Genomic DNA, 14,993 nt, shown 5'->3' with positions numbered 1-14,993 from the left:
AATATTGCTCCGCCGTTCTCAGGAGATGAAGGCCGCGGTATCGAAACGTCATCGGCTCTATGTGCAATGCTGGATCTGACGCCGATGATGATGACGCGATGACGCTTCTGGGGAACGCCGAACTGTTCCGCCCTGACGATGAATTCGGAAGGATCGCTCACTTCCTTCAGTCGAATCTCATCTCCATCGATCCGGAACGCCCGCAGCTGATAGAGCTCTTCACCCGCATGCCCGAGGGAGGAAAGATCTTCCATGAGCATCTCGAAAACCCGCCGGCTCTGGACCGTCGAGGAGAGCATCCCCTTCACATTCTCCATGACGAAGACCGCAGGCCTCAGCTTGTCGAGGACCCTGATGTATTCCCTGAAGAGGAAGTGCCGCTCGTCCTTCTCGGGAACGTAATCCTTCTTGCCTCGGGATCGTGCACGGCCGACCAGCGAGTAGGCCTGACAGGGCGGGCCGCCGATCAGGATTGTATCGTCGCACTCGGTTCGGAGCAGTTCGATCGCCTTGTCGATCTCGCTGGCCGCTTCAGCCGTGCCGAGTTCAAGCTGTCGGGCTTCGCTACAGGCCAGTTCCCATGCTTCGGCATCGACCTCAGACCAGTCCGGCTCACCTCGCTCTCCAGCATGAAATGAAATGAACTCCTCGGGCAGCTGCCCATGCTTGCGACGATACTCTCGCAGGAAGGCGCGTAGTCTCAGGGTCTGATGGGCAGAAGCCTCCTTCTCGACCGAAATTCCGATCCTGAAGGGATGGTGTGAATTCTCCTCAAGCGCAGCAAATCCCTCACCAAGACCTCCCGGTCCGGCAAACAGATCAATCACGCCATAGGTTGCAGGCAAGTGCGGCTCCTCGAAATTCGCGCTATGGGGATCACATACCAGGTTCTCGCGGCAAGGGCAGTCAAAACGTGGTCGATGTAGTGGACAAGCAGACCCGCTCCCGGATGATGGCCGGGATACGTGGCAAGGATACGAGGCCCGAGATCAGGCTGCGCAAGGCACTGCATGGAATGGGTTTCCGGTTCCGGCTTCACGACAGGCGCCTACCCGGACGACCCGACATCGTGCTGCCGAAATGGAAAGTCGCCATAGAGGTGCATGGCTGTTTCTGGCATCGGCATGACGGATGTCGTTACGCGACCATGCCGGCAACAAGGCAGGAATTCTGGAAAGAGAAGTTTGCCACCAATGTCGCGCGCGACCTGCGCAACCGCGAGAAGCTGCAGGATGCTGGGTGGAGAACTGCCGTTGTCTGGGAGTGCGGCCTTCGCACCCGCGACCTTCAACCCATGATGACACAGCTCCATCAGTGGATCCTATCGGGTTCTGATCATATCGAGCTTCCCGAACCGGACACCGATCAGGGACTCGCATCAAACTGAACCTCAGGTCCTGCAGCAGTTGAGACACTCCTGAGTTGGACTCGTAGTTTTCAGAGTCCTCAGCCCCGCCCCAATTGCGCATGTCGCAAATTATGAGATTATATCGCCCCTTTAGGCGCGCATATCTCACCGTATTGAGGCTATAATAAGACTGTATCCTATCTATGCTGTAGCATATAAGCTCTCTTACAGGAGAAGCGATATGCCAGACATAAATGCAAAAAACCTGCAATTCCTTCGCAGGAAGCGCAATCTGACACTCGAGGCCCTTGCCGAAAATTCCGGCGTAAGCCGGGCAACGATCAGTCGCATTGAAAATGGGCACGGCGGAAGCAACCACCTGGTTACAGTCGAGCGTCTTGCAAGCACACTGAACAGCGATGTCGAGACCTTGACCGGCCCTGACATGAACGAAGATGGAGAGAGTCCGATTTTCGGTCGAAAGACCCAGATGAATGTTCGCATCGCAGATGATGCTCGCAACGCTCTTGCTCTTGTCGCAATGCGCTACTCGGTAAAGCCGGCACACATCATTCATCTCGCTCCATTCCTGTTCCTCTGGGCAGCCGAGGCCAGTCTGAAGCGGAGGAAGGAAGCAGTTGAGGCCATCTCGGAGCAGCTCGATAGATTGAATGCCACTCCCGCTCCGAAACACCTGCATGGACTCGTCACCGATCACTGGCGTGCCGAAGAGATTCTCGACGCAGAGGAGAAGTCAATCAGGTCGCTCGACATATTCGGGAACCTGATCCCCGACGAACATGTGTCGCCATCCTATGAGGATAGCGAGGAAAACCCGTTTGCCGTCTTCCTCAAGTCGCTTGCTGACGATCTCGGAGACCTGGCGGAGTTCGACTACTGGATGCTGTCATGGGATCAGCCTGGATATCGCCTCGGGGAAACCGAGGCACTCGCGATGACGGGAGGCAACAAGGAAGCGGCTCATCAGATTGTAAGCGGTTACGCTCCACTTCATGAGCTGCCGAAATCGATCGAAAATGCCGGGCCTGACACGGTTGCGTCATGGGCAATCGAGACCGGCCAGAAGTACCGCGAGGAACTTTTCCCGGACTTCGAGGAGCTATTTGGTGATCTGACGGGGGAGCAGGTCGATGAGTGATCTTGGTATCTCGAGTCACGCCGAAAAGCGGATGTCGCAACGGGCAATCAGGGAAGCTGACATCGATCTCATCCTGCAGTTGGGCACGGAGGTCGAGGGCGGCGTCCTGGTCCGCCAGAAAGATTTCGAAGATTTTGAACGCAGGCTGCGGCATCAGCTCAGCAGAGCGCGAAGACTGGTCGGGAAACGCCTTGTGCTTGGAGGCGATCATTTGGTTACGGCCTATCACGCAAGCAGGTCCGACACGAAGCGACTGCTTCGCGACTGAAGATCGCTACAGGAGACATCGCAATGGCCAAATTTGGACCACTGGCAGACTATTGCAGTCAGCAAAAGCTTCGGGAATTCGAGCTGCCGTTCCACAGGATCGAGGCGATCATCGGCGACAAGCTGCCCGCAAGCGCCGAGCGGCCTCAGTACTGGGCAAATGTCGTCGATGGGACCGGACCTGTGAGGCTGGCTATGAAGAACACGCCCTACGAGACATTTCTGGTTGCCGGCTCACGCCGCGTGAGGTTCGTGCGCAAGCGGTAGGCACGCAATGCCCGGCAGGCTCGACCCCCATTTAACATAAGATCACTTCCCAATTGGGCGGCCTCAACCGCCGGAACTCTAATTTATCCGGTGGGCCACCCTAATGGGGCAGGTCATTGGCTAGGTCCTTCCCAAGGGAGCACGGAAGGCAGCGGCTGTTCTCTTATGCGACCTCTGGCTGAACAGGCAACTCATTCCATTGGGAACTCCGTCAGCCTAATCGCTGCTTCGCGCTGCTTTTCGACAAAGTCCTTGGGATCCGGACCGATCGCGACACCCAAGGCCTTTGCCTCGCTACAAATGTGACCAATTGCTTCGTCGGAGAGGCGGCGGCTACTTCCACGGACAACTAGCGTCGTTAGGATCGGCAAGCCATTTGTAACGCAGTAGGCAATTACACGTCCAAGCGCGTTGGCTACGATCTGCTGTGTTGCGTTACCCTTCCAAGGTTGGTCTGGATTGATTGACTTCCAGAGGTCCCCATAGGTCGTAAGATGGTCACTCGATCCTTTTGCCAACTCGACAATTTTCCTTGCGACCAGGACCGGATCCAAGGTGGTTGGCAACCTCCTCATCTTCTCGAGCCTGACCTCGGCCAGGCTATAGGGACCTCCGCTTTCAAGGCGCTTCTCGATGTAGTTGTTTTCGAGGGCTGTCAGTTCCTTGTCCGAAAGCTCGCTAATTTCCCTCATTCGCCCAAGTTCCATTATTGGCCAGAATCTCTATCACGACCGTTACCGCTCTTTGAGCAATAAGAACAACCGACAACTGATTTCATTCCAGGGGAAGTCCAGAAACAGAGCCGCGATTTGTGGTCCAGATCTGACAAAAGATCACTTCCCAACCTAGCAGAGGTCCTTTGTTGAGTGACATGCTTGGTGGTTGATACCACTCCCCCAGTCAGCTCAGCTTTTCCGCCAGGGCTACTTCGACCTTGCGGCGGACGAGCGGGCCATGAATATCGAAATGGGCAAAGCGCAGCGTCGGCAGGAAGCCATAATGTGGAGGTAGTATGTCTGCCAAAGCATCACGGAAGGCGCGTTGGCGATGCCTTCCCCCGTCCATTGGGAACAGAGGTGCACATGGTCGCGCAAACCCCCCACCTTCCAGTTTATTCTTGGATCGCGAAGCACTCATCCACTTGGCCCGGTCAAAGGCAACCAGCAGGTCTGCAGGGTAATGTTCCAGCGTAGTCGCCCGAAACGAGTTGAAATGTTGAACCTCATCGACCTCGAACAGGCGCTTTTGTCCCTTGCTGTCGACAAAGACAGCATCAATCTTTCTCCGTTCGCGCGATGGCATGGCATCGGGCAATTCCAACTCGGTTAGGTCTCTATAGATTGCCTTGACCAATGGCCAATTTGGGCCGCACTCGGCCTTGCCAGGGCGCATGAGCCAGTCAGGCGTTTTGGCGAGAGACCATCCCGTCATGTCGATTACGTAGCGAACTATGTTCTTCTCAAATTCACCGGCCATTTGAATACCTGTGCGCAATCGAGGGCAATAGATAGATCAACTCGAGAAACAGGCCAACTTTGCGTCTGGACTGTCATTTGTCTTTCGAGCACCTAGGGTAAAATGAAAAAGCCAGAATCCGTAACAGCTCTGACTGACTTCGGCCGGGTCCGACTCTCCAAGTCGTTCTTCATGCGCGATTTCCTCTATTCGGATATCGCTGCCATGCATGGTTTCGACAACATTCCCGATGATCCCGATTTGGCAATCGCTGCAGGGTCTCGGCTGTGCGAGGAACTGCTGGAGCCATTGCAGGATACTTTCGGACGATTGGCGATACGATCAGCCTATCGATCATGCGAAGTGAACGGCTTCGGCAACGAGATGCAGTCCGCAGGCAAGTCCGGATATACCTGCGCGTCCAACGAGGCGAACTATGCCGCGCATATCTGGGACCGGCGGGATGCAGAGGGTTTCATGGGTGCAACTGCCTGCATTGTGGTCCCTGCATTCTGGGATTGCTTTCAGGAAGAAGGGGACTGGCAGAAGCTGGCATGGTGGATTCACGACCACCTGACATATTCGAGCCTGTACTTCTTCCCCAAATTTTGGGCCTTCAACATCTCCTGGCATGAAAGACCGGAGCGGCGGATCGACAGCTATGTGACTCCGCGGGGGTGTCTGACGAAACCTGGGATGAACAACCATGAAGGCACGCATCGTGAACAATGGAATGGGATCGAAGCGGCCATGATCCGCAGAATTTGAACGCATCAATTCGGATCGGATGGCGCTTCAGCAACAATCATTCGTCATCCGGATTCGCTGTCCCGAGCTTGATTGCCCTGACCCACCTTGACCGACCAACCTTGCATTCGTGGATCGAGATGAACAATTCTCTGGATGCAACGAGGAGTGTCAGCCACCGGTCGACGAAGGTCTGCTTCACGAACAGGCTCATGCTCCACTCGTCCTCATTCCGGGACTTGTCGAGCACACCAAGACCTTTCGGCGCCCGGTAAACTGGCACTTCGCGGCCGCGATAGTGGCGGTACCGCGGGACACCATGCTCATCGCGTTCCGCAATATCCTCGAGCTTGGCATCCAGGTCTCGTGCCGGGGACGTGTCGCCGTACAATGTGACCACAAAGCGATGTCCTGCACGGTCCACTGGCGAAGTAATTGTTCCGAGACCAAAAGCCCGCTGTGGAATTCTTGGACAGGTTCCTCGTCGAGCGCTCGCCATGCGTACTGCGGCTCATAGGCAAAATGATTGATCCGGGCGGACACGGACGCCTCGTACCCGCCGACCGCGATGACAAGGTGGGAGTGTGTCTCTGTAGAAGACGTTCTTGCTGTGCTCTTTGCCACGAAGCCCTCTTCACATCAGCTTATCACAACTCCCGGGCGTCAAGCATCTGGCCTTGTCTCTTGCATTCAGCTCCTCTTGGCATTCGCGTTGACCGGCTCAATAAGGGTGCTCCCCAGGTCGAGCAGAGTTCCGCCAAGCGTATCGACAGGAGCCACTGGGGGACGTCGCAAGTGACATTTCCAGACCTACCTGATCAGCCGCCCGCGTAGATTGGTTCGGGGCGGATTGCTTGATGGACCAAGGCGGAGAGATTGGCCGGAACGTGAAGACCTTTGCGCCGGCGGCCCCTCCAGCGTTGATCCAGGTGGAGGTTCGGGCATCCCCGGCTGCTCTGTGAACTGGTTGCAGATCTCGGCGCGCCGGATCCATTCATCCTGATCGAGTGGCTCCGGCACCAGCAGGATCGCTGGCTTCTCGTCTTCATCCCGAGGCGCAATGCGCGCCCTGAGCTTGGCCAGCAAGCGATCGGCAGGGACGTCGCCGGTCATCGTCCTGCGCTCCAGTAATCGCACCATGGCCTCAGCGATGGTCACCTGCATTTTCTCCTCGCCCTGGGTGATGGTGGTGGGCATCCGTCCGACCTCGCGCACGATGGTTGCCTCATTGCGCGCACCCTTAGGGCGGCCTCGTCTCTTGCTTGTCATAGGTCAGGGTATCCGATTGCCTCGTCATCGCGGGCCTGCTGCTCCGTGCGGGTCGCAAGATATGCCTCGCGCCCCTTGGCGATCTGCGCCTTGCTCCAGGGCGGCCGGCCGAAGTGCTGTGCGATGATCGTCGCCATCGCGAATGGCATCGTGTTGGGGAGGGGAAGCACGCCGCCTCTCTGCCGGTCCTTGCGCGCTCCCAGCACACCGTGGCGGACCAGCTTGTCGATCACATGCGCCAGCGCCTGAAGATTGCCACTTCTGGCTTTCCTGATCTGCGCGAGCAGCGCGACCATGCGCGGCTCCATGGCCTTGAGCTTGCCCCCTGCAGACACTTCCACCGGCTGGTCGAGGATATCGTCGATATCAAGCTCGCTGTCGCGCTTGCGCTTCCTGCCGCTGATATTGCCCGATCGGCCTGGCTTGAACTGGCCGCTCCTGGGCGGCTTGCCATAGCCGACCTCATAATCGCCCTTCTTCGGGCCCTCTGCTGAAACGCTCATGCCCGCTCTCCTGTCGGCCAGGCTGCGATGGTGGCGTCATTATTCTCGGCCACTTCGCCCGCGCGCCGCGCGGCTACCTCAGCAAAGCTCTCGCCTGTTGCTTCCAGCTTTGCTTCAAGCCTGCAGGTTTCAGCCATGCGCCTGATGATCACATCGCAATAGAGCGGATCGAGCTCGATCGCTCTGGCGTTACGCCCGGTCTTCTGCGCCGCGAGGATGGTCGTTCCCGATCCGGCAAAGACGTCGAGGACAATCCCGCCGCGATGCGAAGCATCGCGGATCGCATCGGCGACCATCGCGACCGGCTTGACCGTCGGGTGCAGTTCGAGATTGCCGCGCTCCTCGCCAAAGCTGTTGACGCCGGCATAGGTCCACACATTGGTGCGGTAGCGGCCGTGCCTCCCTAATTCGACATTGTTGATGTGCGGGGCCTCTCCTGCCTTGAACACGAACACCAGCTCGTGCTGCGATCTATAGAGCGAGCCCATCCCGCCATTGGTCTTGGCCCAGACAACCAGGTTCTTGAGCTCGCTGTAAGCCGCTTCGCCTGCTTCGAGCAGTTCACTCATGTGACGCCAGTCCATGCAGACATAGTGCAGCGCGCCATCGACTGTATGCGACGCCATCATGCCGCAGGCTGTGCTCAGGAAGCGGGCAAATTCGTTCCTGCTCATCTCGCCTGTGGCTTGCGCAAACTCACGGTGCTGAACCTTGCCGAGCCCGGAGACGTGGCCAGCGATCGGCACATTGTAGGGTGGGTCTGTGAACACCATCTGCGCTCGGGCCTCACCCATCAGCGCGGCATATGTCTCAGCCGCAAGCGCATCACCGCAGATGAGACGATGCTCGCCGATCTGCCAGACATCCCCCGCGCGCGTGACCGCTGGACCGTCCCCAACCTCGGGCACAATATCGTCCTGCACCTCGGCATCGCGGGCCTTTGCCTTCGCATGTTCATCGAGCAGGATATCGATCTCGGGCAGCTCGAAGCCTGTAATCGACAGATCAAAGTCGAGATCAAGCTCATCGAGCCAGGCGAACTCGATCGCCAAGAGTTCGCGGTCCCATCCGGCATTTTCAGCGAGCTTGTTGTCGGCAATGACATAGGCGCGGATCTCGGCTTCACCCATGTTCGCCAGTCGCACACAGGGCAAGTTCTCTATCCCGAGTTGCCGGGCGGCAGCCACCCGGCCATGGCCAGCGATGATGCCGCCTGCCTCATCGATCAGCACGGGATTGGTGAAGCCGAAGCGTTCGATCGAGCGTTCAATCTGCTTCAGCTGTGCTGCGCTATGCGTGCGTGGGTTCGAGGCACGCGGAACAAGAGCACCGATGGCAAGGTATTCAATCCTGAGTTCTGGCATGTCAAAGTCCTTCGTCTTGCCGAAGGCGCCAGTCACCACACGCGCTGATGCCATCGGCGGTTAGGCCGTTTCATCATTCGTGCTCCCTTTATGAAGACCGGCTGCCCTCAGGCAGCAAAGGCCAGACCGTGACAGCCATTACGATCATCCGTGACAAGATGACGAGGCTGTGGGGTCACAACTCTCGTATCGAGCCGTTGCGCATCGTGGCAAGACCTTTTTTGATGTCTATCCAATGGCATCAATCTGGCCCGCTTCTGCGCCGATCCTGCGCGCGACCGAACATCGGAAGTGATCGCTGGCAGGCGGCGGCGTGAACAGCGGCCGAGGACAGCGCGCAAGCAGCAGGTAGCGGAGTCCGCCAAGCCTTCAGGATTGGTCAGGCCGAGAGCCCAATCGCACCGCCAGACGGCTCGAATAAGATTCCCTGTTCTGGCGCGCGATTGCCCTGTTCGGACTTGAAAAATTCCCTGTTCCTGAAGCACGAATTTCACAGTAAACCGACGATATTACAGAGCCTTATCTCGCAGGTAGTCAGAATTTTGCCCGCAATATCTTGCCATCACCCATTATTTTCCCTGCTGAACAGGGAAATTCCCAAGTGAGACTGGTCCGGCGACAACTGCGTCGCGCACCACCTTCTTAAAGACGCTTTCCCAAGGAAAATCATCGGCAAGATCAGGTTGCCTGCCCTGCCCTGAATGCCGCTCTAACGCGTGTCGCAGCCGAGCCCTTACGGCGACACTTCAGCCGTCTCGACTACTGGTTGGCGCCATCAGATACTTTTCCGAAGGGCGGGGTTGATGCAGGGATATGACGTGGTCGATACCCTCCACAGTAATCACCAGCATCCCCTGCTCGTTCATGTTTATGAATCCCTTCGATTTGAGATACCAAACATGAAAGTCCAGAAGATCGTCGGATAACCCGAAAGAAGTTTGGACGTGAAAGCCGTAGACCCCACAGTCGGTAGCGCTGTTTCGCCTTCTCTTGTATAGAAGCAAAAGTATATTACGCTGCATCTCTGCATCGGATAGCGCTACTTTCTCGTCTATGCCGATATCAAGACGCGGGTGCGCTGCCGAAGTTCCGATATTTACACGAGCATGATACACGAGGTCATATTCGGCCCGCTTGTCCGGTCTTTTCAGAACGTTATAAGCTTCAACGATTTGCTTGAACAATGCCGCATTTGCGGTTTTCGGATGGTCCGGATGATATTTCTTGGCCAAATGACGGTAGGACAGGGAGATGACTTCGACGTCGCAGAATGCATTGACTTGCAGCAATTGATAATAGTCTACGAAATCATCATCTTGCATATCTCACCCCCCATTCAAGATGCCCCTTCAGCCAAACCTCATGATGTAGCGGCGCAAGAATAGCAATTGCCTAGCGATTGTGGCCGAACCGGAAAATCTTGTCATGCCTATTCGGCGGGGATGGGGGATTGGTAATTTAGAGGCGGCAAGACTGTTCCAGCGTCTCGTATCCAACTCTTCGTCACGCGCTGCATCCAGCCCGGCGAAAGGCGCGAAAGCCCCATGATGTGCAATCTCGCCGAAGACACAGGTTGCAGGGAAGAAAGATACCCTCGCTTCGTGGCAACCTTGCAGCAGGCTGGCGAGTTTATGCGCAACTGGGGCAAGGCGGGCAAGATCGTGCACCGGGCCTGACGTCCCCCTAAATCAGGACTGACTGGAGGTTCATATGGGTTGGATTATTGCACTGATCGTAGGCGGCATAGCGGGTTGGCTGGCCAGCATGGTCATGAACCGTAATGCCTCGATGGGCATCTTCTGGAACATTGTCGTGGGCTGCGTGGGTTCGGTCATCGGCAATCTCGTCGCCAACCAGTTCGGGATCGCCGGCACCGTCCAGCAATTTTCGGTCGTTGGCCTGATCATCGCCTTCGTGGGCGCAGTGATCCTGCTTGGCATCGTCAACCTGGTCCAGCGCGGACAGGTTCGCTAAACCAGATCCGGAATCCGCTGACGACCAGCCGAAGGCGCTCAATGGCTTCACGGTGCCGTCCGATGCGGTCGAGACACGCGCCCGCGGCTGCGGGATGGTGACTGCGCACGATTGAACATAAACGCGCGGGCATCCGCATCGTTTCTTGGCCGCAATTCTCTTCAGACAAGTCTCCATTGAAGAGAAGACTCCACAAGCTGCCGATCCTGGGCATATTACAGAGCGATGGAAGAGATTCGCGATGCGATCTATTACGAACAACTAGCCCGCTACGCCCGTCAGCTGGCCGCCCGCCACGAAGACGCCCTGGCAGCACGCCACCTTCGCGAAACGGCCCTGAAGCACGAACGCAAGGCCCGGAAAATGCGCCGCGCCGAGGCAAAGGCACTCGAGGGTAAACGCACCCGCTACCGCTGGGCCTTCTGGCGCGATTGAGGCTATCTTCCCCTAGACCTGAAACCGCAGCCTTTGCCGGAAATGCCGCAAGGCACGTTCCAGCAATGCTCCCAAGGCCGACTGTAGCCGCCGTTCGATTCCGAAGCTGAACGCCCCGGCCAGCAGATTGCAAAACAAGATGGCCGCAACCACTGCAAGCACCGGGCTGTGGGTCGTGCGCTCGATCACACCGAAGAGGTAGCCCCCGGTGATCTGGTTCACGAGATACAGCGGATAGGTCAACAGCCCCATGGCCTTGGCCGCGCGTGCCCACCGGCGCGGCGTCCAGACGGGGAGCATCACACCGGCACTCGCCAACAGGATCGCCGCCGCCCAGACGATCGCGGCAACGTGCGCGTTCTGACCGTACTCGACAACGCCAAGGCTGGCCCGGGCGAAAAAGTAGACGACGACCATCCCGATCAGGAAATTGATCGCGTAGATGGCCAGGTTACGCGCGACGTCCTTGCCCGCATGGACCTGGTAGAGCGCTATGCCGACAAGGAAGAAACAGTTCGTCGTCACCAGCGTGACACTGAGGCGATAGGAAGCCGCAAGGTCCGCGAAGTCCTGCACATCGCGCCCGAGCAGTCCCGATGCGGCCAGCAATATGCCACTCCAGAAGACGAGGTTGAACCCGGTGATCGCCGAAGTCAGCACCGTCATGTGCGCCAGCAACCGAAATCTGATGGCGGCAAAGATCAGGGCGTAGAACAGGGCTTCCGCCACTAGCGTCCATATCGCCCCGTCGATCCACGGACCGAAGGGGAAAAGCGCCATGGAGCGGATGAGGCGCCGCAGGGCTTCCGCCGGTGCCAGAACCCCCGTCATCAGCACTACTGCAGCCGAGAGGAGGGAAAAGGTCCACAACCCCGGGAGAATGCGTTTGGCCCGCCCAATTGCGAACTGGCTCGGGGTCTTGTCGCCCGACGACATGAGTATGACGAAGCCGGAAATCACGAAGAATACCGGCACACCCAACCAGCCCAGGCTGGCCCAGGGAACGGCGGTATCGAAGCGCGTCCCCGATCGCGCTACCGCGCCGATCCCGCCAGCCGCGGGCGCTTCCACCCAGGACAGGAACAGGAGGTGATAGAATACCACGGCCTGAGCCGCCAGAAACCGGAGCAGGTCGAGGGTCGCAAATTCACGGGGACCGGAAGAACTCGAACTATCGGCAGGTCCCATATGTGTTGCGTGTCCCTTGCAGCATCACGACTGCACAGGATCGAGCTGCAGCCAGGCTCGCCCGGCCCCATCACGGGTTACGCCGAACTCAACGGGCGAAGACTATTCAATCTTTCCCGCGCCCTGAACGTCAATTCGGTATGAGCGCAAGGGCCATTCGACACCGCTTCGACTGACCCGTTCGGCTTGCAACTAAGGAGTATGAACGGGCTCTTTGCGTGCATCGGGAGCCGGCGCCGGCACGGTAGCCGGCCCTGGACTGCAATCCACGGCCTGGCCCAGATTTTGGTAGAACCGGCAAAGGCGCAAGCCCGCGGCATGGATGCGATCGCCCCATGCCTCCACTTCGTGATTGTACATGTCGTTGGCCTTGGGATCGGTCAGGATCGCCGCCGTCGGCTTCGGCTTGGCTTGTGCCACCGTCTCAAGATCGAGCGGCGAAGGATAGAATTTCGGCGGCTCGGTCGACTTGCAGGCACTCAGGAACAACAAGGCAATGACAATGCTCTTCAGAGGCATAGTTGCTGGAATTCCTTCATGCCCTTCAGTTCTTCGGGCGAATAGGCATCGCGCAGCCGCGAGCAGTTCAACTTCAGGGTCGTGTCCGGAAGGCGCTCCACTTTCCTGGCGCTACTGGCAACCTGCCGAGTGCCAGCCGGCGCGGGCGGGGCAGGTTCGGGGTCCGGCAGGCGCTTCTCAATGATCTTCGTGATCACCTGGTTGGCGCGATCCTCAGCCGTCTGTTCAACGGGATCGAAGGGAACCGTGGTCTTGGCCGGTGCGGGCGCGGGCGCGTTGCTCAAGGTCAGAATAGCCCACCCGCTGACCGCGAAAGCGATCACAGCCACCACAATTGCGACTCCTGCGGCAACCCTGGTAAGCAATGTGGACCATCCCTCCTTGGCCTGCGTCATGCAGAGCGGCACGGCTATCGTTTCCTCTTCGGACTCAATGCACTTGTGGACGTGCGAATAACCTCAAACGGCCTGCAGCGAAACCGTTTTCGGGCCGTGAGTTACGAAGATTTCGACGAACCGCTTCGGTGCGCATGGCATCGACCGCAGTAGTCGGCGGTTCGATCGTGCGCGACTATTGCTTGCAAATCCGTCGCTTGTGCCCAAACGTATTACTGCATGTAGCAAGATTGCCATTAGGTAGGCCGTCTGATTGAATGCTCTTGCGCATGGGTCGCCAAGATCGCAGGTCTTCTCTCCCGCAATCGGATAATACCGTGATGAACAAGGCAGTTGCAGGTCTCGTTGCCGGTGTCGACGAGCCGCCTGACATCGAGACTTCCTCCGATGGCTATGCCTCCCGGTTCCGCGGCAAGGTGGGCGAATACCTGCTGGGCGTTCAGGAACAGGGCGTCTTTTCCCTATTGGAACACCCGCCCATCTCGCCCGGCTCGACGGTGCTCGACGTTGGCGGCGGCCACGCGCAACTGGCCCCGCCGCTGGCGGACGCAGGATATCGCGTGACAGTGGCCGGCAGCGATGCCAGCTGCGGACTGCGGCTTGCAAGCCATGCCAGCGCGCGCGCGGTCGATTTCGTGGCGTGCGACCTGCTGCAGATGCCCTTTGCCGACCGGCAGTTCGATGTCGTCACGAGTGTGCGGCTGATGGCCCATATCGACGACTGGCCGCGCCTCGTCGCAGAACTTTGCCGGGTCGCCGACAAGGCGGTAATCATCGACTTTCCGGTCTATTCCAGCGTCAATGCGCTCTCCCTGCTCACCTTTCCGCTGAAGAAACGGATCGAGAAGAACACGCGCACCTATCGTAGCTTTTTTGGCGGCGAAGTGCGCAAGGCCTTCGCCAGCCATGGCTTCGGGCAGACCCGTATCTGGCGGCAGTTCGTCCTGCCCATGGCCCTGCACCGCGCCCTGCCCAGGGCCACGTTGACGCAGCAGGCCGAGGGCCTGATGCGCACGGCGGGCGTGACCGGGCTGATCGGCAATCCGGTGCTTGCCCGCTTCGATCGCGAGGATTCATGAGCGATACCCGTGCCGTGGCCATCACAGGGGCCACCGGATTCACAGGCAAGGCACTGGCACTGCGCCTCGCGCAGGACGGCCACCGGGTGCGCGCCCTCGCACGGCCCGGTTCCACCTTGCCCGACCATCCCGGCATCCTGCGCATTGCGGGCGACCTGCAGGATGAGGCCGCGCTCGCCCGCCTGGTCGAAGGTTGCGACACGGTCTTTCACATCGCCGCCATGTACCGCAAGGAAGGCAGTCCGGAAGAGTTCGTCGCCGTCAATTTCGAGGGCACCAAATCCCTCGTCGCGGCCTGCCGGGCGGCCGGCGTGCGCAGGTTCGTCGATTGCTCGACCATCGGCGTGCACGGCAGCGTTGCGGACAGCCCCTCGGACGAGACGGCCCCCTTCAGCCCGCGCGACCCGTATCAGGAAAGCAAGCTGCTGTCCGAGACCTTCTGCCGCAAGGAAATGGCACGCGGCGGTCTGGAAATCGTGATCATCCGGCCCTGCGGCATCTACGGCCCGGGCGATACGCGCATGCTCAAGATGTTCCGGATGGTCCAGCGCGGCACGTTCTTCTTCGTCGGTGACGGTTCCGCCAACTTCCACCCGGTCTATATCGACGATCTGGTGGAGGGCTTCGTCCTGGCCATGGACAGCGAACAGGCCGCGGGCGAGACCTTCATTATCGGCGGCCCGCGCTATCTGCCCTTGCGCGACTACGTGGGCGCGGCGGCGCGGGCGCTCGGCCGCAAGCCCCCTGCCCTGCACATTCCCTACAAGGCCATGCACCAACTGGCGCGGCTGGTGGAGGCGATCTGCACGCCCCTGGGCATCGAGCCACCGCTCCACCGCCGCCGCCTGACCTTCTTCAAGCACAACCGTGCCTTCACCAGCGGCAAGGCGGAGCGGCTCTTGGGATACCGGCCCCGGATCGACATCGACGAAGGCTTCAGGCGCACGGTCGCGTGGTACCGGGAGACCGGACTGCTGCCTCCGAAATGACGATCCCGAAGGAAAGCTCCGCTCCCCGCTCCGGT

20 protein-coding genes are annotated in these 14,993 nt (G+C 58.8%); 9 read left to right on the top strand and 11 right to left on the bottom strand.

All coding sequences use genetic code 11. From position 1 onward, the window contains the following. On the bottom strand, nt 1–827 hold an 827-nt coding region (locus J3474_RS07360), incomplete at its 3' end, for a DNA cytosine methyltransferase (RefSeq protein WP_207093568.1). Nucleotides 828–925: 98 nt separating this feature from the next. Here J3474_RS07360 and J3474_RS07355 point away from each other — a divergent pair. The 4 genes from J3474_RS07355 (at nt 926) to J3474_RS07340 (ending at nt 3,041) form a co-directional block, all read left to right on the top strand. Continuing rightward, a complete protein-coding gene (locus J3474_RS07355; protein ID WP_256437829.1) occupies nt 926–1,387 on the top strand; it encodes a very short patch repair endonuclease in 462 nt (153 codons plus the stop codon). 202 nt (nt 1,388–1,589) lie between these two features. After that, nucleotides 1,590–2,507, top strand: coding sequence for a helix-turn-helix domain-containing protein (locus J3474_RS07350; protein WP_207093566.1), 918 nt, complete (start codon nt 1,590–1,592; stop codon nt 2,505–2,507). Then, nucleotides 2,500–2,775: a DUF4258 domain-containing protein gene (locus tag J3474_RS07345; protein ID WP_207093565.1), complete on the top strand. Its 276-nt coding sequence runs from the start codon at nt 2,500–2,502 to the stop codon at nt 2,773–2,775. The genes J3474_RS07350 and J3474_RS07345 overlap by 8 nt, the downstream gene beginning before the upstream one ends. 23 nt (nt 2,776–2,798) lie before the next feature. Next, entirely contained in the window at nt 2,799–3,041 is a 243-nt protein-coding gene (locus J3474_RS07340; RefSeq protein WP_207093564.1) for a hypothetical protein, read from the top strand. A 191-nt stretch (nt 3,042–3,232) separates the two neighbouring features. Here J3474_RS07340 and J3474_RS07335 read toward each other — a convergent pair whose 3' ends face one another. Together J3474_RS07335 and J3474_RS07330 are read right to left on the bottom strand one after the other, a co-directional pair. Then, entirely contained in the window at nt 3,233–3,733 is a 501-nt protein-coding gene (locus J3474_RS07335) for a hypothetical protein (protein WP_207093563.1), read from the bottom strand. 208 nt (nt 3,734–3,941) lie between these two features. Next, nucleotides 3,942–4,517, bottom strand: coding sequence for a hypothetical protein (locus tag J3474_RS07330; protein WP_207093562.1), 576 nt, complete (start codon nt 4,515–4,517; stop codon nt 3,942–3,944). A 102-nt stretch (nt 4,518–4,619) separates the two neighbouring features. On the opposite strand from J3474_RS07330, the gene J3474_RS07325 reads away from it, so the two are divergent. Beyond that, nucleotides 4,620–5,264 carry a hypothetical protein gene (locus J3474_RS07325; protein ID WP_207093561.1) on the top strand — a complete coding sequence of 215 codons (645 nt, stop codon included), beginning with the start codon at nt 4,620–4,622 and terminating at the stop codon, nt 5,262–5,264. A 37-nt stretch (nt 5,265–5,301) separates the two neighbouring features. Here J3474_RS07325 and J3474_RS07320 read toward each other — a convergent pair whose 3' ends face one another. From J3474_RS07320 to J3474_RS22955, 5 genes are all read right to left on the bottom strand, one after another. Beyond that, a complete protein-coding gene (locus tag J3474_RS07320) occupies nt 5,302–5,643 on the bottom strand; it encodes a hypothetical protein (protein ID WP_207093560.1) in 342 nt (113 codons plus the stop codon). A gap of 410 nt (nt 5,644–6,053) precedes the next feature. After that, on the bottom strand, nt 6,054–6,512 hold the full coding sequence (locus tag J3474_RS07315; protein ID WP_308632757.1) for a DUF5681 domain-containing protein: 459 nt from the start codon (nt 6,510–6,512) through the stop codon (nt 6,054–6,056). Next, on the bottom strand, nt 6,509–7,015 hold the full coding sequence (locus tag J3474_RS07310) for a DUF5681 domain-containing protein (protein WP_207093558.1): 507 nt from the start codon (nt 7,013–7,015) through the stop codon (nt 6,509–6,511). The genes J3474_RS07315 and J3474_RS07310 overlap by 4 nt, the downstream gene beginning before the upstream one ends. Then, entirely contained in the window at nt 7,012–8,379 is a 1,368-nt protein-coding gene (locus J3474_RS07305; protein ID WP_207093557.1) for a DNA methyltransferase, read from the bottom strand. The genes J3474_RS07310 and J3474_RS07305 overlap by 4 nt, the downstream gene beginning before the upstream one ends. A gap of 746 nt (nt 8,380–9,125) precedes the next feature. Beyond that, a complete protein-coding gene (locus J3474_RS22955; protein ID WP_207093556.1) occupies nt 9,126–9,701 on the bottom strand; it encodes a J domain-containing protein in 576 nt (191 codons plus the stop codon). A 388-nt stretch (nt 9,702–10,089) separates the two neighbouring features. On the opposite strand from J3474_RS22955, the gene J3474_RS07295 reads away from it, so the two are divergent. Continuing rightward, nucleotides 10,090–10,353 (top strand): GlsB/YeaQ/YmgE family stress response membrane protein, encoded by a 264-nt coding sequence (locus tag J3474_RS07295; RefSeq protein WP_207093555.1) that lies wholly within the window; start codon nt 10,090–10,092, stop codon nt 10,351–10,353. 225 nt (nt 10,354–10,578) lie between these two features. Then, on the top strand, nt 10,579–10,788 hold the full coding sequence (locus tag J3474_RS07290; RefSeq protein ID WP_207093554.1) for a hypothetical protein: 210 nt from the start codon (nt 10,579–10,581) through the stop codon (nt 10,786–10,788). Between the two features lie 12 nt (nt 10,789–10,800). On the opposite strand, the gene J3474_RS07285 is transcribed toward J3474_RS07290, so the two are convergent. The 3 genes from J3474_RS07285 to J3474_RS07275 all read right to left on the bottom strand — a co-directional run bounded on the left by J3474_RS07285 (nt 10,801) and on the right by J3474_RS07275 (nt 12,890). Beyond that, nucleotides 10,801–11,976, bottom strand: coding sequence for an acyltransferase (locus tag J3474_RS07285; protein ID WP_207093553.1), 1,176 nt, complete (start codon nt 11,974–11,976; stop codon nt 10,801–10,803). A gap of 192 nt (nt 11,977–12,168) precedes the next feature. Further along, entirely contained in the window at nt 12,169–12,495 is a 327-nt protein-coding gene (locus J3474_RS07280) for a hypothetical protein (protein ID WP_207093552.1), read from the bottom strand. Continuing rightward, nucleotides 12,486–12,890: a hypothetical protein gene (locus J3474_RS07275; protein WP_242528234.1), complete on the bottom strand. Its 405-nt coding sequence runs from the start codon at nt 12,888–12,890 to the stop codon at nt 12,486–12,488. Before J3474_RS07275 ends, J3474_RS07280 begins: the two co-directional genes overlap by 10 nt. 320 nt (nt 12,891–13,210) lie before the next feature. Here J3474_RS07275 and J3474_RS07270 point away from each other — a divergent pair, with 320 nt between their 5' ends. Beyond that, nucleotides 13,211–13,969: a class I SAM-dependent methyltransferase gene (locus J3474_RS07270; protein WP_207093550.1), complete on the top strand. Its 759-nt coding sequence runs from the start codon at nt 13,211–13,213 to the stop codon at nt 13,967–13,969. Then, the gene (locus J3474_RS07265; RefSeq protein ID WP_207093549.1) at nt 13,966–14,958 is read left to right on the top strand and encodes an NAD(P)-dependent oxidoreductase; all 993 of its coding nucleotides are present in this window, start codon (nt 13,966–13,968) and stop codon (nt 14,956–14,958) included. Before J3474_RS07270 ends, J3474_RS07265 begins: the two co-directional genes overlap by 4 nt. The last annotated feature ends 35 nt before the right edge of the window (nt 14,959–14,993 follow it).

It is taken from the genome of Novosphingobium sp. PY1 (assembly GCF_017312445.1).
Lineage (GTDB): Bacteria > Pseudomonadota > Alphaproteobacteria > Sphingomonadales > Sphingomonadaceae > Novosphingobium.
The sequence above is the reverse complement of the archived record's forward strand: the minus strand, read 5'-3'. Positions and strand labels throughout refer to the sequence as shown.